Below are 17,749 nucleotides of genomic sequence, written 5' to 3'. Positions count from 1 at the left end.
GCTACTAAACTCATCGTCATCATGAAGATAAATCGTCGGAGGCGAGAGCGACCACGTTTGCTAATCTTCATCTGTCCGGTCCATTTACCTGAACTTGCTTCAGCGAGGTTAAGTCCAGCATGACGCAGCAAGGCATTACCGTGCACAAAGCCACTTAAATCCCCCGCCTCACCGAGGATACCAGCTAGTGAAATGGCGTTAATCCCTTTGACAGCAAGCATGGATTTAGCAAAAGGTATTCTATCTAAAACAGCAATAATCTCCGTTTCTACGGCTTGAAGCTGTAGGCAAGCGAGGTCGTACTCATCGAGAAGTTGCTTCAAGTGAAGCTTGTAGGCATACGTTGCTTGCTTAGAACCTATAGAACTGTTAGCAAGAGAGATAAGAGCTCGAGCTTTTCGTTCACCAGATTGTCGTTTCATAAGCGATTTCCAACCTTGTACGACGTCTTGAGACTTTAATTTGCATAATTCTTCAGGCGTAGGAAAAAGACGAAGTGTAGTCAGTGAACCCGTACAAATGATGTTCTTGAAGACTTGTCGAAGCTCAGGAAAAACAACGTCCACCCAACGATGGATTTGGTTCTTAGCACTAACGAGCCTCGTTACGACAGAGTCACGGTTTGAGAGAAAGACACGCAGTTCTTCAAATACTTCTGGTGTGTTGCGAGTGAACGAGTAGTAGCCGTTTTTAACCATATCTGCGATGACAAGTGCATCTTTTTTGTCGCTCTTGGATGGTGTATTATCGCGGTTCTCCTTATTCTTTTTCACAAGATGTGGATTGACCAGAACGACTTCAAACTGGCGGTTCGAGAGCCACTTAGAGAGGTTGTGCCAGTAGTGTCCGGTAGGCTCCATACCAACAATGGCCGCCGTTAAAGCGTGAGCAGATTGCAGCGACTGGATCCACCGAAGGAGGGTGTGAAAGCCCTCCTCGTCATTGGAGAAGGACAAGGGGTTACCGATCACGATGCCACGAAAGTTAACAGCACGCGCAACGTGCGTTAGTTGGGCGATGTCGATCCCGATAACAAGATGCTGAGAGGTAATTTTTTCAATGAGTTGATTTTGTTTGACCTGCGATTTAAACTTCATAATAGAGCGTCCTCCTGGATGATGGGATTTAAAGGGCTATGACCCGTTGCGTACTCCCATCGTACCGAGGCGCTTGTTTTTTTGCAAAGCTGAAAATTAACGCTCTACAGGAATGCTAACGTTAACGAAAGAGGCAATTAAAAAATAAAAAAATAAGCACTGTTGATTTATAACAAACTCAAATTTCGCACCTTCTAAAAACTAGTTAAGCCTTATGGCTGCAAGGATTAATTGACAGAAAAACACCCTCTGTGTTTCAACTTTTGTTCTCACTCGGGGAGTACCTGTCATTGGTATGGTCAAAGAATTGAAGCAACGCTATCGCTTAAACGGCAAACTAATGACCTTAGAAGAGTTGTACGCAACAATTTCAAAGGGTAAGCCAACTGAAATTCTGGGCTCCGTCATCGCCGAAACCTCTTGCGGATTACCGGTTAAGTTCGTGTTTGTTCAAAATCGTAACAAGCGCTTATCAGCACGGACTTGACCATAAGTGAAGACGAAATCGTGCGAATATATGGCATGCGTTGGACTCCAGAATATGGAGGAAATCATTGGGTAATCTTAAAATACGTATGATAGCGTTCATCTTGTACTTGATACAATGGAACAAACTTTATTCCATCCAAAACAAACGTCAAAGGGCTCTCCTTTTGTTGAATTATTTGTTCCAGAAACTCTTTTTCACTGTATGTCCAGGATATATAATCCCTTTCCTCGCTTATTGCCACCAAAACGTATGGTCCATAAGTAAGACTTTTAATGGTTTCGTTATCGGATATGCCCGTCAATCTCATTGAGTAGGGCATCGTCAGTTCGATTTCATCCTTCTTCCACGCTCTGCACAGCTTTAAATATCCGTGCACATACTCAAGATTGCTGTAGATCTCTCCGTTTACCTTTACTTCAATTGGCTCTGATAACCAATTAGGAATTCTGAACATAATGGTAGTTTCAGGGCCGCCATCTAGATAGAATTTGACTGTCCCCAAACCGTTCTGATCCCGTTTCTGAATCAAGATGAGCTCCTTCTCGCTCCAATTCAATTGAGAGGGAATATACAAATTTACATACAATCTGTCTTCATCATGAAAATAGACGCCTTCTTGATATTTAAAATGATTTTCCAGGCCAGTTCCATGACAACAGGTATTTTCATGAGTATCAAATTTCTTAACAGATCCAGGCGCCGTTGGCATAAAGTAGGTGGTGCCACCTTCTGCTGTTTTTCTGTTCTCTGTGGCAAGAATATGGTTATAGAGTGCATTCTCATAATAATCCATATACGCTTTACGCGGGTTAAACTGAAAAAGTTCTTTGGTCAATTTCAGCATATTATAGCTAGCACAGGTTTCCGCAGTCTTATCGGTAAGAAATCTTGCAATGGCGTTGGGCTCTTTAAACATTTCCGTCTCCCCGGTACCGCCAATTTGATAAATATGACTTTGTGTCACCATAGTCCAAAAGTTCTCTGCGATCTTATAATATTTCTTGTCACCCTCAACCTCAAACAGCTTTAACGCTCCAATAATTTGCGGGATGTGCTGGTTGGCATGCATATTCCCTAGAGTATCTACATCCTCTTTCATCGGGAAGAAGAGTTTTTCATTGTCAAAATATTTCGCCGCTATCAGATGATTTTTATTGCCTGTGATTTCATATAACTTGGCCAAAACCTCATTCATACCTCCATATTCCCCGGCAATGTACAATGACCACATTTTATGCAGCTGTTCCTTCAGAAGCCTGCTTAGTCGGTTGTGTACCCAATTGCCCAACTTATCGCAAATATCCAAGGCTTTTTGCTGTCCTGCAAGCTGATAACAATCCAACAGACCGGCCATAATTTTATGCAGCGTATAGTAAGGAGCCCATATTTCCGGATAAGTCGTGTACTGCTCCAGCAGATCGAACTGTTCTTCCGAATACGCGCTCAGGAAGCCCTGGCTATATCCCGCCTTTTCAGACATAGCTTTCTGGCATTCGCCCAATTCTTCAACCATGTATTGGATTTTCCTCAGCAGAACAAAATCACCCGTAGCATTATAAGCAAGTGCCAAAGAGGAGAGATAGTGTCCTGTTGTGTGCCCCTTCAGATTGCATTCCGGAGCATCCCACCCCGTCATCGGCTGTGCTCCTTTGGTGTCACCGGTAGCCGCCGCTCTGAAATTATATAGCATCTGATCATCGTCCACTGACTGTACATACTGCAGAAAACGGTTCATAGCCGCTCCAAATTCACTCTCCTTCTCCAGACTTACACTATGTCCTTTAAATTCTTTCAACCGCTTGGTATGATCGACTATTTCCTCAAAATTATCGCATATTTGAATATTGGCCACGGCCTTTAAATGGCTTCCTTCCAACTTACCATGGATCGAAAAGAATCCTTTTTGCTGGTAAGCCTCCTGTTTAACTGGGTCCCAGAAAACGTTGTTTACCGTATGACTTCCGGTATCATTTTTTACGATAACGACTGTCGGCAATTCTGGTCGTTCCCCTGTCTTTGACCGCACTAATATTGGATTTGCCGAAATAATATTTGCTTTATATTCTTCTTGGAGAACCGTTGCTACAAATGTCTTTTGGGTCACCTCTCCTTCACAAGTCACCGTTGCAATAAGAGTAACTCTCCGATTACCAACTCCATAGGTAGGTCTTGTTACCTTACCTGTATGGCTTATAAAAAGCTCCTTCGATTCCCAGTGGATTGAAGATCCGTATTTACCCATAAGCGGTAGATTCAAATCGGCCTCTACTGTATTTAAATTCCCCAAATAGATCGCATTGCCGTCCAATTCTGTTTTATCTTTCGCGCTTGCCGAATTAACGGCGTTCTCTTTGATCTCCATCTACGGTCCTCCTCTTTGTACGTGGCTCCATTCCTCACTCTGTTCTGAAAAATTTGCTGCTGTGACTTCCCATTTTCTTGCGGTTGCCTTGCTTAACCGATAATCGTCAATGTTTTCTCAAAGGCATTAAGCACCTCGACGCCCGTCGAAGTGACGAGTACATCATCCTCTATGCGAACCCCGCCGACATCCGGCACGTAGATGCCTGGCTCGATGGTCACAACCATGCCTTCAAGCAGTTGGTCCTGATTATCCCCGTGAAGCGACGGATATTCGTGGATTTCAATGCCAAGCCCGTGACCTAAGCGATGCATAAAATAAGGGCCATAGCCTACGGCGGTAATGTATTCTCGCGCCGTGCGATCTACATCGGCCATGATGACATTGGGACGAATCGCCTCAATCGCCAGCAAATTGGCCTGCAGCACGGTTTCGTAGATTTCTGCCTTCTTGCTATCAATATCACCGACGGCGAACGTGCGCGTCATATCGGATAAGTAACCATCGACGCAAACGCCCATGTCGAACAAAAGCAAATCGCCGCGTGCGATTTTGCGGTTGCCGGTAGCTCCGTGTGGCAGCGCCGATTTTTCGCCGGTGAGAACCGTCGTAGAGAACGCAGGACTTACCCCCGACCGCTTCATGGCATATTCAATTTCTGCGGCAATCTCGATTTCCTTCATACCCACCGCAACCTTGCTGATGCCAACGCGCAGCATTTCTTCGGCAAGTCGTACCGCTTCCTTCATGCGCGCTACTTCTTCCGGAGATTTGATTGCCCGCATCCGGCACAGTGTATCTTCTACGTCGACATACTGCTCAATGCCGAGCGATTGCGTCAATTCCTCGTAACGACGGACGGAGAGATGGCTCTTTTCGATCCCGACTCTCTTGAGTGCATGACCCACATGACTTTTCAGCACTATATAAGGATCTTTCGTATCGGAGTAGCCAAAAATCCGCGTCACCTGTGAAGCCTGCCTAGCCGCTTCGACATCCAGTTCTGGAACGATCAGAAACGGCTCCTCGTCCTTCGGCAAAATCAGCCCGAGAAAGCGCTCATGCGGCTCGGTCGCAAAGCCGGTCAAATAATACACACTTTTGGGAAGCGTAACGAACACAGTGTCCAAATTCATGGCTTCCATGCTCGTATACAGCTTTTGGATCCTTGCGTTCATTCCTTCCACCATCCATATTCGCATTATTTCCAATCGCCTGATCGGCCTTAGCCAACAGGGCTTATTCTGCCGTTTCGCGAGTCTGGTCCGGATCGTCTCCAGGAACTTCGCGGCGGCGCGCCACATTGGATTCGTAAGCAGCTTGAATGACCGCCTTACGCACCTGCTCGACTACATTACGGTTAAACACACTCGGTATAATATATTGCTCGTTCAATTCCTCTTCGTCGACCACCGACGCGATGGCTTTTGCTGCAGCGAGTTTCATAAGTTCGGTAACCTTCGTAGCGCGGCAATCCAGTACCCCGCGAAACATACCCGGAAAGCATAATACATTATTAATCTGATTAGGATAGTCGGAACGCCCGGTCGCCATTACGCGAACGATTCCTTCTACTTCGTCAGGACTAATTTCCGGTTCGGGATTAGCCATGGCGAACACAATCGGATCGGCGGACATTTTACGCACATCCCCCGCCTTCAATAAGCCGGGACCGGAAACCCCGATAAAAATATCAGCATCACGGATCACATCTGACAACATTCCCGTCTCCATATCAGGATTCGTATGCTCTGCGTACCAGGCCCAAGCTTCGTTCTCGTAGTGATGCCCCCGCACCAAGGCCCCGCAGCGATCAACGCCGATGATGCGCTTTGCCCCTGCCGCAAGCAATATTTTCGTGCAGGCGTGACCCGCCGCCCCGACTCCGCAAATGACAATTTTGCATGCTTCAAGCTGTTTGCCGACAAGCTTCATCGCATTGTACAGGCCCGCCAGCATCACGACGGCAGTGCCATGCTGATCGTCATGAAAAACAGGAATGTCCAATTCCTCGATCAATCGCCGTTCAATTTCAAAACAACGCGGCGAGGATATGTCTTCCAGATTAATGCCTCCGAAAGTCGGAGCCATGCGTTTGATGCTGTGGATTATTTCTTCCGTGTCTTGCGTATCCAGGCAAATGGGAAAAGCGTCAACATCGGCAAGCTGCTTGAACAGCATCGCTTTGCCTTCCATGACGGGCATTGCGGCCAACGGCCCGATGTTGCCTAGCCCAAGCACGGCAGACCCGTCTGATACGACGGCGATCGTATTTCTCTTGATCGTGAGGGAGTAGGCTCGCGACGGTCTTTCCTGAATCGCCAGGCAAACTCTCGCTACGCCCGGCGTGTAGACCCGCGACAGGTCATCGCGGTTTTTGATCTTCATTTTGGAGGCTACTTCAATTTTCCCTCCGAGATGGAGCAGCATCGTTTGGTCGGAGACATTGATGACCTTAACGCCTGAAAGCACTTCCAGGCACTGAACGATACGTTCGGCAAGAGTCGGCTCCGTCGTTATCGTAATGTCGTGAAAGGTCGTCTGCTTGCCCGCCCGGCTAACATCGACGGCTACGATATCTCCTCCCGTTTCGCCAATCGCTGTCGCGATTTGCCCGAAAGACGTCTTGGCTTGATCGATCTCCAGACGCAAAATGATATTTGTGCTGCTTCCCTTATGAACCCTCATTCCCTTTGCACCTCAGCTTCCATCGTTCCCTGCCATTTGCGGTACAAGCAACGCCGCGCCTCCGGGATGCCCGGCTGGAATTGAATTAGCGCCTCCGAGCGAACTTGCCGCACCTCTTCCATAGCCTGATGAACCTTTTCTTCGCCCCTGGAGCCCAAAATCCCGGAATCGAAGCAGATCGATGCGGCGGCTAGCCTACCCTGCGACATCGAAACGAGCGCGCTTTCGACTCCCGTAATGTTGCCGGCCACATACAGCCCGGCCAGTGTCGTTTGCATGCGCTCGCTGTGTAGCGGAATGTGCCCGCCAAGCTCCTGAACGTAAAGGAAAGGACAACCCGCTACTGCCGCAAGTTCAGCCAGCGGATACAGACCACCGGCAATCGCCACGAAGTCGACGGGCTCCTCACGCTCCGATCCCACCACAAGCTGGCCGGCGCCAGTTACGTTAGCAAGCGTAACCGATTCTACCCGATCCTTGCCGTTGATTGAACAGACGGCGGTACGCAGCCTGAGCGGAATATCCCATATTTTGATTCCGCGCTGCGGGAACAGGCCCGTGACCAGGCCTGCCAGTCCCATCGCTTTGGCTAGTTTGCCACCGCTGCGAAGCAGCGGGGAAGGAGCCAGATGGGACAAACCCATTAACGTTTCCATATTGTTCCGCGGCACCGCCGTTTTTCCCGCAGTCGAGCCGCCCGGCGGCAGCACGATGCCGGCCAGTTCAACGCCGCTCACCGCAAGCTCTCTGGCAATGGCCATCGCCAGCACATTGACGCCGACAATAATTCCCCGCTTGCCCGGTTTGACGTAATGGACATTGGTCAGCACCTGGGCGGCGCCGATTGACATGACGCCAGGCAGCGTCCAGCCCTCTATAGGCAGCGGCAATTCTGCCGCTCCTGTCGCCAAAAGCGCATAAGGGGCGACAAAAACGCCGACCGATGTCGATATTTCCCAGCGGTTCCCGACTCTGCGCATATCGTAAACGGATGCGCCGCACTGGATATCGACGCCGAGCTTGCGATTTCGCTCGATAAGCTCCTCGGCGATATGCTTGCCGACCCACCAAGACCCATGTTCCTCGTGAAATTGCCCCGGCATCCGGCCGCCGGGCTGCGGAAATTCATCAACAATCATCACCCGCAAGCCTATTTCCGCTGCTCCCGCCGCTGCTGACAAGCCTGCCGGACCTGCACCGACGATGATCAGATCGGACTGCTGCCGTTTGAAGCTCATGGCAATTCCCTCCCGGTTATTTCATTGGGCAATTGCTGCCCTTCCCTGATGCTCATGCCAGGCTCCAAAGGCGTCAGACATGCCCGAACGATGCCTTTGTCCGCAATTTGAACTCTGCACTCCATACAATGGCCAATTGCGCAGTACAGACCCCGGGGATTCCCGGATTCTTCATGTCTGCGCAACGTGCGGATGCCTGCCGCAAGCAGGGCGGCGGCAACGGGTTCTCCCCTGCGGCCGGTCATCGGCTTGCCGTTAAACGTAAAGTCAACGATTTCATGGGGGGCCTTGCGGCCCAGAATCGGATGTTGCTCAATGCGCATAGATTCCATCGTTATTCACCTTCTGACAGTTGGCCGAATGTAACCGGACGGATCGGCGGACGGCAGGAAAGCAGTTCTGCGTCGCGCACAGCGCCGGGATGTTTGTCTTGCAGCCACGCTTCGATGAGGTACCTGCACACCCTGCCTTGGCAGGCCCCCATCGAAGCGCGTGTTTTCATTTTCAATTGGCGCGAGGTGGAACAGCCCGTATGATAAGCCTGCTCAAGCTGATCGAACGTCACTTCCTCGCAACGGCAAATCAAGGTATCTACTCGTTCCATCGGACATCCCTCGCTTATGCGTAGCTGATTGAGCAAGTTTTAGTTTCCGTATAAAAATCGAGAGCCGCCTGGCCCTGTTCGCGCGTATGAGAGCTGGATAGCTTCATGCCGCCGAACGGTGCCTGATATTCAACCCCGGCAGTTTCCTGATTGACGCGCACCATCCCGGCTTGGGCCTCATCCAGAAAGCGGTGCGCCTTGGACAGATTTTGCGTAAATAACGAAGCGCTCAGACCGAACACGGTTCGGTTACACAGCCCAATCGCTTCATCAAAGTCGCTCGCCTGGAGCAAGGTGACGACCGGTCCAAAAATTTCATCCTGAATGAGCGGATGATCCGCGTCCACGCCAGCAGCTACAAGCGGCTTGACGAAGTAGCCTTCGGCCGATTCCGCCAAACCGGAGCCTTCGGCGACAATTTGCGCCTGCTCGCGCGCGAGCTTGGCATAGGCCATTACTGTCTTATATTGGCTGTACGACGCCACGGGTCCGAGATAAGCCGCCGGATCAAGGGCCGTTGACTGCCGGATGGAAGCTACGCCCTTTTGCAGCGCTTGGATGAACGGTTCGTAGATCCCTTTCTCCACGATGACCCGGCTTGTCGCCGTACATTTCTGCCCCGCTGAGCGAAACGCTCCGCTGAGGATCATCGGGATTGTTTTTTCCAGATCAGCGTCATTCAACACGATAGCCGCATTTTTGCCGCCCATCTCCGTCTGGTACTTAATGTTATGGCGGGCGCACGTTTCCGCTACCTTTAAGCCTGTAAAAGTAGAGCCTGTAAAGCTGAAAGCGTTGATTCCGGCCTGCTCCAGCAGCACGCTCCCGAGCTGTTGGCCGCTGCCGATAACAAGGTTCAGCACCCCTGCCGGTAGTCCAATGGAAGCAAAAATTTCCGCGATCAGCGTTGCCGTCAGTGAAGCGAATTCGGCAGGCTTCCAGACGATTGTGTTGCCGCAAATAAGTGCTGGAGCAATTTTCCAGACAGGAATAGCAACCGGAAAATTCCAGGGAGTTACAATGCCGACGACGCCTAGCGGCACCCGCTTCGTGTACTGCACCACTTGCGTTTCGCTGGACGGGATCACGCTGCCGTTCGGTCGGACGCCTTCGGCTGCGTAATAAATTAGCAGGTTGACGGCCCGCATCACTTCTCCCTGCATCTCCGTGATCGGCTTGCCCATTTCAGTACTGGCCAGCGTCGCCACCTCGGTCAAACGTGCTTTCAATGCTTCAGCCATTCGGTACAAATAATCCGCTCTTCCCGCTCCGGTCAGACGCGCCCAAGCGGGAAAGGCAGCTTGCGCCGCCTGTCCTGCCTGCACCACGTGCGAGGCAGCGGATAAGTGAAGAACGCCGACTTGTTCCTGCACATTTGAAGGACTATGAATGACTGTTTCGCCGTTGCCCGGCGTCATCCATTCCCCGCCAATCCAGTTTTGACTGTTCTTCATCATATCCTCCTACTTTCCTGCAGCCAGTTTGTAAGCCACTTCAATCTCGCGGTATTCATCCTCAGTGAGCGGCAAGCGAGGCGGGCGTGTGCCTCCCATCGGCATACCGGCCAAATCCATCGTATATTTGATCGCCTGTACCAGAATCGGTTTGGAATCGTAGCGGAAAAGCGGGAGCAGCTTTTGATACAAGCCGAAAGCTTCCGTTAATTTGCCGGTGCGGGAGAGGCTGTACAGTTCAGCGCATTCTTTCGGGAATGTATTGGAAAGCCCGCCAATCCAGCCTGTGCCTCCGGCCAAAACGCCTTCGTATAGCATATCGTCAAGACCGACCAGTACTTCCAAATTGCATTTCTCCAAAATTTCCGGAATGCGTCGAACGTCCGCGGAAAACTCCTTGACGGCAACAACTTGCTCGATTTGCGCTAGTTCGGCGAGCAGGTCAGGCGTCAGGTCAACAGCTGTATCAAACGGATTGTTGTACGCAATGATCGGCAGCCCAACACTCGAAAGCGCTTCGTAATGGGCGATAATTTCGTTTCTTCTTGGGCGGTAATTGATCGGCGGCAAGGCCATCACGCCTGCGGCTCCGTGGTCTTTGGCATGCTGCACCCATTTTACAGCTTGCTTAGTGGACGGCGATGCGCTGCCCACAACAAGATCGACCTTGCCGGCGGTTACCTTCGCCACGGTTTCTACCACTTTGGCCCGTTCTTGTTCGGTCATGGAAGCATATTCGCCGAGCGATCCGGTTGGAATAATGCCTTGAACCCCCTGTTCAATCAACCAGGCAACATGCTCCTCCAATCGTCCGTAATCCACTTCTAACGTGCTTGTAAAAGGCGTTAAAATCGCCGTATATATCCCTTCAAATCTAGCCATTTTCTTTTTCCCCTCTCCTGTCAATTATCGTTGTAATTCGTATAAGTCGCTTTCTGTCTATATCGTTTCCTGTATCAGCCGTCGTACCTGTCATCTCGGTACGGCATCACCCCTTTCACGAAACCGTTCGTTACTGCAACAGAAATCCCTGTATGAGCGGATCGGACGGATCGAAAACAAAATGATGCAGCCCCGTCACCCAGGCCGAACCGGCAATTTGCGTAATAACCGCAGGCAGGCTGCCTGCCTGAACTTCCCGCAGCACCTTGGCATAGAACAGCGAGCCTGTAATGCTTTCATGAACGAACTCTTCGTTCAGCGCCAATTGCCCCTTCGCGTACAATGTCGCGACTTTGGCGGAAGTCCCCGTACCGCAAGGCGAGCGGTCGATGCCGCCGGGCGGAATGACGACCGCATTACGGCAGTCGACTTCCGGCGACTGCGGATCTTCAAAAAACTCCACATGCGTCATTCCGCGAATAACCGGATTTTCCGGATGAATCACTTCGATGCTGGCATTCACGGCTTCGCGGATGCGGATGGCGGTGCTAACGATACTAGCTGCGTATTCGGGCTGCAAGGAAAGGCCGACAGAACGGGCGTCGACGAGGCCGTAAAAGTTGCCGCCATACGCAATGTCCAGCTTCACTTCGCCCAGACCGTCAATATGAACCCGAACGTCCTCCTTATATAAGAAGGAAGGAATGTTTGTAAACGTCACCAGCTTCACCTTGCCGTTCTCAATGTCCAGCTTCGCTTCCACCAGACCCGCCGGCGTGTCAAGCCGTAGTAGCTTGGTATCCTCCGGGAACATGCCGCTTTCAATCAATGCGGTGCAGACGCCTATCGTATCGTGGCCGCACATCGGCAAATAGCCGCCGGTCTCGATAAACACGACGCCGATATCGGCCGTCGGATCGCACGGCTCTGTCAGGATGCACCCGGACATCACCTCGTGACCGCGCGGCTCGAACATAAGGGCCCGGCGAAAATCGTCATGCCTCTCTGACATGTATACCATCTTCTCCGACATGGTACTGCCGTAAAGCTTAGGAGCTCCGCTTGTAACCGTTCGGGTCGGATTGCCGCCCGTATGGGTATCGATGGTCGTTACGATCTTGGACAGTTTCATGAGGGTCCTCCTTGCGGTTTTAACTATTTTATCTTAATTATAGATAAATTTTACATATAATAACGAACGCTTGATCCCATTCTCATTCCGCCTCTCCTGTTCAGGAGGTTCGGCTTTGCGTAAAACGGTCGTAGCGCAGCGGCTCCGTCGGGATGCAGGTTGTCGTATCGCTCAGCATCTCGCTGACCAGCTTGCCCGTTACGGCCGCCAGGCTGATGCCGTCTCCTTCATGCCCGGCTGCCACATACAGGCCGGGAACCTCATCGATCGCCGAGACAATCGGCAAATGATCCGGCGTCCACGGACGCAGTCCGGCATACGTGCGCAGCATCGGAATTTGCGCAATGACCGGAAAAAACCGGATCGCCCGCTTCGCAACCAAGCGAATGACCTCCTGATCGACACGCGGTTCCATGCCTACGAATTGACGGCTGCTCCCGATCAGAAAATTTTGCGATGCCGTTGGCTCGAACACGAAGGCCACGCCAAACTTCTCGTAAGCTTCATCCACCTGCCGCTTGCCGCCGAATTTACTGATCAAATACCCGAACTCCATCACCTTGCGCTTGCCGATATTCGGCGTTCGAGACGCAACGAGAATGTGCCCTTTGCGCGGTTCGATGGGGATGTCGATTCCGACCATATGCCCGATTGATTTGGACCATACGCCGGCAGCGACAATGACCGATTTGGCCTTAATGTTGCCCATGTCCGTTTCTACGCCCTGCACCCGCCCGCTTCCGTCCCGAAGGACATTCGTTACCGCTGTATGCGTCAACATGCGAGCGCCTAGCCGACGCGCTGTGGCGGCGAGCGAATACGTCAATAGCACCGGATTGACCGTAGAATCGGTCGCGCATTCCAGACCGCCATGCAGATCGGTCGCCATATACGGCCACTCGTCACGCAAATCTTGCCTGTCCAGCATGCGAAAGGGCAGCCCGGCTTCCTGTTGGCGCTTCACCCACTGCTCGGCAGCCGCCATCTCTTCCTCGCTCTCGCACACGAGAATGCTTCCCGGCGCGCGGTATTCAAATTCCTCGTCAAGCTCATGCACCAGCTCTGCTACCAATTCCTGCGATTTAAGCGACATGCGGCTGTCAAAGCCAGGGTCCTTGTCGATAGCCAAAATATTGCCGTCGCATTTGGACGAGGTGCCCCCGGCGATTTCCCCCTTTTCGACGACGATAACGTCCATGCCAAGCTTTGCCGTATAGTAGGCAATCGCCATGCCAATGATCCCGCCCCCGATAATTACAACATCTGCCGAATCGGACCTCATCGCCTACACTCCTTCTTTTTTGCTGCAACACGTATTTATAGAGCAATCAGTTCTTTGTTCGATTTCGTCAACACTTCAATGCCTGTATCGGTGACGAAAATATCGTCTTCGATGCGAACGCCGCCGAATCCCGGAATATAGATACCGGGTTCTACGGTCATCACCATCCCCGGCAACAACACATCCTCGCTCGTCTGCGAAAACCGCGCAGGCTCATGAATCTCCAACCCGAACGCATGCCCCAGCCCATGTCCGAAATATTCGCCATACCCGCGCTGCGTGATCACGTCTCTGCCGAGTGAATCCGCTTCCTTCGCGGACATTCCCGGTTTAAGACGGGCCAATGTTGTTTGATTGGCTTCCAGGACAGCGGCATAAATTTCTTTGTGCCTCGCTGTCGGGGTGCCGATGAATACAGTTCGCGTCAAATCCGAGCAATACCCTTCGTAGCTCGCGCCAAAATCGAGCGTTACGAACTCGTTCATCCCGATGGCTTTATCGCTCGCCAAGCCGTGCGGCAGCGCCGAGCGCTCTCCTGAAGCGACAATCAACGAATAGGCCGATGAAGCCGCTCCATTTTTACGCATGACATATTCCAGTTCCGCAGCAACATCCCGCTCCGTTATTCCCGGTTTCAGTACGCCCAAAATATGTGCGAACGCCTGCTCCGTAACGTCGATGGCTTTGCGGATGCGCTGCAATTCCCCGCTATCTTTGAAACCGCGAAGATGCTCGACGAGATGGCGCGTCGGCATCAGATCGATGCCTGCGAACGTCTCTTGATAGGCGGCAAAATTTTCGTAAGACAGCACATGCTGCTCAAAACCGAGCTTTTTTACCTGGAGGGAATTCAGCGTCTCGTTGATCGTTTCGATGGGCTGCACCGCATGCCGCCGCACCTCGTACACCTTTGTCTGCGCCTGCGCTTGCTGCACATACCGAAAATCGGTCAATAAAATCGCTTGTTCTTTCGTGATAACCACATAGCCCGCCGAACCGGTAAATCCGGTCAAATACATGCGGTTAAAGGGACACGTTACCAGTAAAGCATCAATTCCCCATGCATCGAGTTTATCGCGAACAAGCTGCAATCGTCTTGCTTCCATGTCATCCTCCCGCTTTCCTTTACAAAATCAGCATCCTGCCTGTGGCAGCCGCATTTTCCCGCTATCCCTTGATCCCCGTCAACGTAATGCCTTCTACAAAATAGCGCTGCGCGAGGAAGAACAGGAGCAGAATCGGAGCCACCACAGCCGCGGATGCAGCCATCAAATAGCCCCACTGCGCATTGTACAAGCCCTTGAATGTGGCCAGCCCCAAGGCCAGCGTAAATTTCTCATTGCTGCTTAAATAAATGATCGGGCCGAGAAAATCGTTCCACACATCAATGAAGGTGAAAATGCCCACAACGATCATCGCCGGTTTCGACAGCGGCACAATGACGCGCCAAAGCACTGTGAACGGCTTCGCGCCATCCATATAGGCGGCTTCATCCAAATCTTTGGGAATGCCCATAAAAAACTGGCGGAGTAAAAAAATGTTGAACGCGCCGCCGCCAAACCAGGCCGGAACCGTTAAAGGCAAAAACGAATTCAGTGCGCCGAGGCTCTTCCAGACTATAAAAGTCGGAATCAGCGTAACCGCATAAGGCAGCATCATAGTCGCCAGCAGCAACGAAAAGACAAGATCCCTGCCAGGCCAGCGCAACCGGGAGAAGCTGTAAGCAGCCATCACACTTGTAATCAGCACGCCGCTAATTGTAAACAGCTCAATGGTCATCGTATTTTTAAAATAAAGGTGAAAAGGCACACTAGTCAGTGCTTCGCGATAGTTACTCCATTTGACCGGATTTGGAATCCACTGCGGCGGAAAAATAAAGATTTGACTACGGTCCATCAAGGAACTACGCAAGAGCCATATAAAAGGGAAGATCATGACGACACTGCCGAGAATCAGAGTCGCATAAACGCCCAGGCGACTTAGCGGATTGCTGCGGCTCTTGCGCATACCTTTACTCACAGCGGCATGAACGGCCATTTGTTCCATTACGCCCCTCCCTCCTCGTAATGCACCCATTTTTTCGATGTTTTAAAGACAATCAGCGTCAGCACGAGGATGATGATAAACAAAATCCAGGCCAGCGCCGAAGCATAGCCGATTTTGGATTCCGTAAACGCTTTCCGGTACAAATAGTACACATAGAACAGCGTGGAATTGTTCGGGCCGCCCTGCGTCATCACATAAGCCTGATTAAACGCCTGGAACGTGCCGATTAACGACATGACGAGATTAAAAAATATTGTAGGCGACATATAAGGAACGGTTACATAAATGAACTTGTGCCAGCTATTCCCGCCTTCAACCTCGGCGGCTTCGTATAAATGTCCGGGAACTCCCTGGAGACCTGCCAGAAAGATCAACACCGAATTGCCGACTCCCCATGTACTCATCAATATCAGCGACGGTATTGCCGTCGATTCGCTGTACACCCATTGCGACCCGGGCAGCCCTACCGACTTTAGCAGCGAATTCAGCAGTCCAAAATCAGGATTGTAAATCCAAATCCACAGAACCGTGTTGGCTATGCTCGGTACAATCGTCGGCAAATAGAAGATCGTGCGGAAAATCGAAAGCCCTCTTACTTTCTGGTTCAACAGCATGGCGATAAAAAACGCGACCAAAAGGCCGATCGGCACGCTTCCCAGCGCATAGTAGGTCGTTGCGTACAGCGATTTGTTAAACAAGGGATCGTTTGTAAAAATCGTCTTGTAATTATCTAATCCAACGTAGTGCCAATCGCTCCCGATACTCCAATCGGTGAGACTGTAAAAGAAAGAAGCGACTACCGGATAAAGTGTAAAGCACAAAAGCCCAAGTATAGGCGGCAGCGCGAATAGGATGCCCCAATTACGCTCCATGCGCGAAATGCCAGACGCCGTTCGCATCACTGTGTCCCCCTTTCTGTAAAATAATCAGAATATTCTGACTAATAAAACTGCAGTTCAGAGATCCCCTTACCCTCAGGGGATCTCTTCCCCATTCAGCAAGCTATTTGTTATTTATCTGGGTATTTCCCTTTCAATAACGGCTGAAGGTCTTTTTCCAAGCCATCTAGTGCATCTTTTGCCGGTTTTTTATTTGTCCAGATCAAATCGAGCGCCGGGGTCAATTTGGAATTGATCTCCGACCAGTTTTTCAAGCTGGCAGAAGGCGATTTTACCGAATATTTGAGGGCGTAATCAATCGCTGCCGTCTTCCATTCAGGCGGATGCACGTCTTTGCTCACCCATGTATCGATGGCCGCCTGATCTGAGTAATACTTTGTTTCGACTGGCATCCAAAGCCCGGTTTTATACAAATTCACTTGAGAAGGATTGTTGTGGAATTTGTAGAATTCCATTGCTTCCTTCGGATGCTTGGTGTTCGAGAATACGACGCTGGCGCCGGCTATATAAGTCGTCTTCGGCTCTTTGAATTTGGGAAGAACGCCCATGCCGTAATTCATTTTTGCATTGGAGATGTCAAGCTGCGCCCATGTGCCGTCCAGCACCATCGCCACCTTGCGCGTTTGCAGCCGTACATAGTTGTCCGGCATATTTTGCTGTTGAATCAAATCGGGCGATACATGATACTTGAACAGCAAATCTTGCAGCGACTGGAACACTTGTACGGATTCAGGACTGTTCATCGCATATTTCGTTCCGGATTCGTCTGTAATTCCTGCGCCGTTGCTGGCAAGCAGCGGTCCCCAACTGCCGCGGTCTGAACCGAAGGAGAAGCCGTACTGCTCGATATTTTTCGGATCAAAGGCAGGATCGTCCGCCCTTTTGCCATTTTTGTCCTTGGTCAATTTTTTTGCAACGGCTAAAAATTGATCCCATGTCCATGCCTTGCCCGCTTCGACCGGAGGCAGCTCCAGTCCCGCTTCTTTAAATAAATCCTTATTATAATAAAGTACCATCACTTCAGCTGCAGTGGCATAGCCTACTACTTTGCCGGACTGGCCGTAATAGAACGATGCCGGCAGGCGCTCTTTCAATTCCTTGGAATCCCCCAGGAACGGAGTAAAGTCAAGCAATTTTCCTTCCTCGCCCCATCTGGATGCAAGCGAATCGGGCAAGTACGCTACATCGGGGAGTTCGTTGGCAGCCATCAAAGTGTTGATCTTTGTGTTGTAGTCCCCTGGGACATGCTCGGATGTGACCTGAATGTTGGGATGAGAATCATTGAACGATTTCACCATGCCTTCAACAGCTTTCTTCTCTTCGTTGCTGCCCCAGAACAAAAATTTCAGTTTGACAACTTCTTGCGAACTGCTAGCCCCAGGCTTGGCGCTTTCCGTGCTTCCCGACGGTTTGCTGCTGTCGCTTCCGCAAGCTGACAGCACGACAAGCGATGTAAGCAGTGTAACCGAAGTCAGCCATTTCCCTGTTTTCATAAACCTCCGCTCCCCCTCGATATCATTTTGCCTTACATGTTTATTATGTGGAAAAACGGCCGGGCGAACAATGGAATGAGTC

15 protein-coding genes and 1 pseudogene are annotated in these 17,749 nt (G+C 50.9%); 1 reads left to right on the top strand and 15 read right to left on the bottom strand.

From position 1 onward, the window contains the following. Positions 1–1,097: IS110 family RNA-guided transposase (locus AC58P7_RS31655; protein WP_497350080.1), on the bottom strand; the 1,097-nt coding region annotated here is incomplete at its 3' end. Between the two features lie 277 nt (positions 1,098–1,374). Between AC58P7_RS31655 and AC58P7_RS31650 the strand changes: the two are divergent. Next, positions 1,375–1,637, top strand: a pseudogene (locus tag AC58P7_RS31650) (IS4 family transposase); the annotation flags it as partial. An 11-nt stretch (positions 1,638–1,648) separates the two neighbouring features. Here the strand turns inward: AC58P7_RS31650 and AC58P7_RS31645 are convergent. The 14 genes from AC58P7_RS31645 to AC58P7_RS31580 form a co-directional block, all read right to left on the bottom strand. Beyond that, positions 1,649–3,949, bottom strand: a complete 2,301-nt coding sequence (locus AC58P7_RS31645; protein WP_497350079.1) for a beta-L-arabinofuranosidase domain-containing protein — start codon at positions 3,947–3,949, stop codon at positions 1,649–1,651. Between the two features lie 92 nt (positions 3,950–4,041). After that, positions 4,042–5,127: a M24 family metallopeptidase gene (locus tag AC58P7_RS31640; RefSeq protein WP_497317360.1), complete on the bottom strand. Its 1,086-nt coding sequence runs from the start codon at positions 5,125–5,127 to the stop codon at positions 4,042–4,044. 61 nt (positions 5,128–5,188) lie between these two features. After that, positions 5,189–6,637 carry an NAD-dependent malic enzyme gene (locus AC58P7_RS31635; protein ID WP_497350078.1) on the bottom strand — a complete coding sequence of 483 codons (1,449 nt, stop codon included), beginning with the start codon at positions 6,635–6,637 and terminating at the stop codon, positions 5,189–5,191. Then, complete coding sequence (locus AC58P7_RS31630; protein WP_497350077.1) at positions 6,634–7,875, bottom strand: NAD(P)/FAD-dependent oxidoreductase; 1,242 nt, start codon at positions 7,873–7,875, stop codon at positions 6,634–6,636. The genes AC58P7_RS31635 and AC58P7_RS31630 overlap by 4 nt, the downstream gene beginning before the upstream one ends. Then, positions 7,872–8,207, bottom strand: a complete 336-nt coding sequence (locus AC58P7_RS31625; protein WP_497350076.1) for a (2Fe-2S)-binding protein — start codon at positions 8,205–8,207, stop codon at positions 7,872–7,874. Before AC58P7_RS31625 ends, AC58P7_RS31630 begins: the two co-directional genes overlap by 4 nt. A 2-nt stretch (positions 8,208–8,209) precedes the next feature. Continuing rightward, complete coding sequence (locus tag AC58P7_RS31620) at positions 8,210–8,479, bottom strand: (2Fe-2S)-binding protein (protein WP_497350075.1); 270 nt, start codon at positions 8,477–8,479, stop codon at positions 8,210–8,212. A gap of 14 nt (positions 8,480–8,493) precedes the next feature. Beyond that, complete coding sequence (locus AC58P7_RS31615) at positions 8,494–9,936, bottom strand: aldehyde dehydrogenase family protein (RefSeq protein WP_497350074.1); 1,443 nt, start codon at positions 9,934–9,936, stop codon at positions 8,494–8,496. Positions 9,937–9,942: 6 nt separating this feature from the next. Beyond that, positions 9,943–10,815: a dihydrodipicolinate synthase family protein gene (locus tag AC58P7_RS31610; RefSeq protein WP_497350073.1), complete on the bottom strand. Its 873-nt coding sequence runs from the start codon at positions 10,813–10,815 to the stop codon at positions 9,943–9,945. A 130-nt stretch (positions 10,816–10,945) separates the two neighbouring features. Then, positions 10,946–11,947: a proline racemase family protein gene (locus AC58P7_RS31605; protein WP_497350072.1), complete on the bottom strand. Its 1,002-nt coding sequence runs from the start codon at positions 11,945–11,947 to the stop codon at positions 10,946–10,948. Between the two features lie 100 nt (positions 11,948–12,047). Further along, on the bottom strand, positions 12,048–13,229 hold the full coding sequence (locus AC58P7_RS31600) for an NAD(P)/FAD-dependent oxidoreductase (RefSeq protein ID WP_497350071.1): 1,182 nt from the start codon (positions 13,227–13,229) through the stop codon (positions 12,048–12,050). Positions 13,230–13,264: 35 nt separating this feature from the next. Further along, the gene (locus AC58P7_RS31595; protein WP_497350069.1) at positions 13,265–14,335 is read right to left on the bottom strand and encodes a M24 family metallopeptidase; all 1,071 of its coding nucleotides are present in this window, start codon (positions 14,333–14,335) and stop codon (positions 13,265–13,267) included. Positions 14,336–14,396: 61 nt separating this feature from the next. Then, positions 14,397–15,275, bottom strand: coding sequence for a carbohydrate ABC transporter permease (locus AC58P7_RS31590; RefSeq protein ID WP_497317185.1), 879 nt, complete (start codon positions 15,273–15,275; stop codon positions 14,397–14,399). Continuing rightward, positions 15,275–16,177, bottom strand: coding sequence for a carbohydrate ABC transporter permease (locus AC58P7_RS31585; protein WP_497350067.1), 903 nt, complete (start codon positions 16,175–16,177; stop codon positions 15,275–15,277). Before AC58P7_RS31585 ends, AC58P7_RS31590 begins: the two co-directional genes overlap by 1 nt. Before the next feature lie 107 nt (positions 16,178–16,284). Continuing rightward, the gene (locus AC58P7_RS31580) at positions 16,285–17,667 is read right to left on the bottom strand and encodes an ABC transporter substrate-binding protein (protein WP_497350065.1); all 1,383 of its coding nucleotides are present in this window, start codon (positions 17,665–17,667) and stop codon (positions 16,285–16,287) included. Positions 17,668–17,749 lie beyond the last annotated feature (82 nt).

The sequence above is a fragment of the Paenibacillus sp. J22FR5 genome (assembly GCF_059691975.1).
The sequence above is the reverse complement of the archived record's forward strand: the minus strand, read 5'-3'. Positions and strand labels throughout refer to the sequence as shown.

What these genes read in the sequence shown, in the direction of transcription:
- AC58P7_RS31635 (WP_497350078.1), bottom strand. Translation starts at nt 6,637, where the DNA reads ATGAGGGTTCATAAGGGAAGCAGCACAAATATCATTTTGCGTCTGGAG.
- AC58P7_RS31595 (WP_497350069.1), bottom strand. Translation starts at nt 14,335, where the DNA reads ATGGAAGCAAGACGATTGCAGCTTGTTCGCGATAAACTCGATGCATGG.
- AC58P7_RS31610 (WP_497350073.1), bottom strand. Translation starts at nt 10,815, where the DNA reads ATGGCTAGATTTGAAGGGATATATACGGCGATTTTAACGCCTTTTACA.
- AC58P7_RS31615 (WP_497350074.1), bottom strand. Translation starts at nt 9,936, where the DNA reads ATGATGAAGAACAGTCAAAACTGGATTGGCGGGGAATGGATGACGCCG.
- AC58P7_RS31630 (WP_497350077.1), bottom strand. Translation starts at nt 7,875, where the DNA reads ATGAGCTTCAAACGGCAGCAGTCCGATCTGATCATCGTCGGTGCAGGT.
- AC58P7_RS31640 (WP_497317360.1), bottom strand. Translation starts at nt 5,127, where the DNA reads ATGAACGCAAGGATCCAAAAGCTGTATACGAGCATGGAAGCCATGAAT.
- AC58P7_RS31590 (WP_497317185.1), bottom strand. Translation starts at nt 15,275, where the DNA reads ATGGAACAAATGGCCGTTCATGCCGCTGTGAGTAAAGGTATGCGCAAG.
- AC58P7_RS31645 (WP_497350079.1), bottom strand. Translation starts at nt 3,949, where the DNA reads ATGGAGATCAAAGAGAACGCCGTTAATTCGGCAAGCGCGAAAGATAAA.
- AC58P7_RS31600 (WP_497350071.1), bottom strand. Translation starts at nt 13,229, where the DNA reads ATGAGGTCCGATTCGGCAGATGTTGTAATTATCGGGGGCGGGATCATT.
- AC58P7_RS31625 (WP_497350076.1), bottom strand. Translation starts at nt 8,207, where the DNA reads ATGGAATCTATGCGCATTGAGCAACATCCGATTCTGGGCCGCAAGGCC.
- AC58P7_RS31580 (WP_497350065.1), bottom strand. Translation starts at nt 17,667, where the DNA reads ATGAAAACAGGGAAATGGCTGACTTCGGTTACACTGCTTACATCGCTT.
- AC58P7_RS31605 (WP_497350072.1), bottom strand. Translation starts at nt 11,947, where the DNA reads ATGAAACTGTCCAAGATCGTAACGACCATCGATACCCATACGGGCGGC.
- AC58P7_RS31620 (WP_497350075.1), bottom strand. Translation starts at nt 8,479, where the DNA reads ATGGAACGAGTAGATACCTTGATTTGCCGTTGCGAGGAAGTGACGTTC.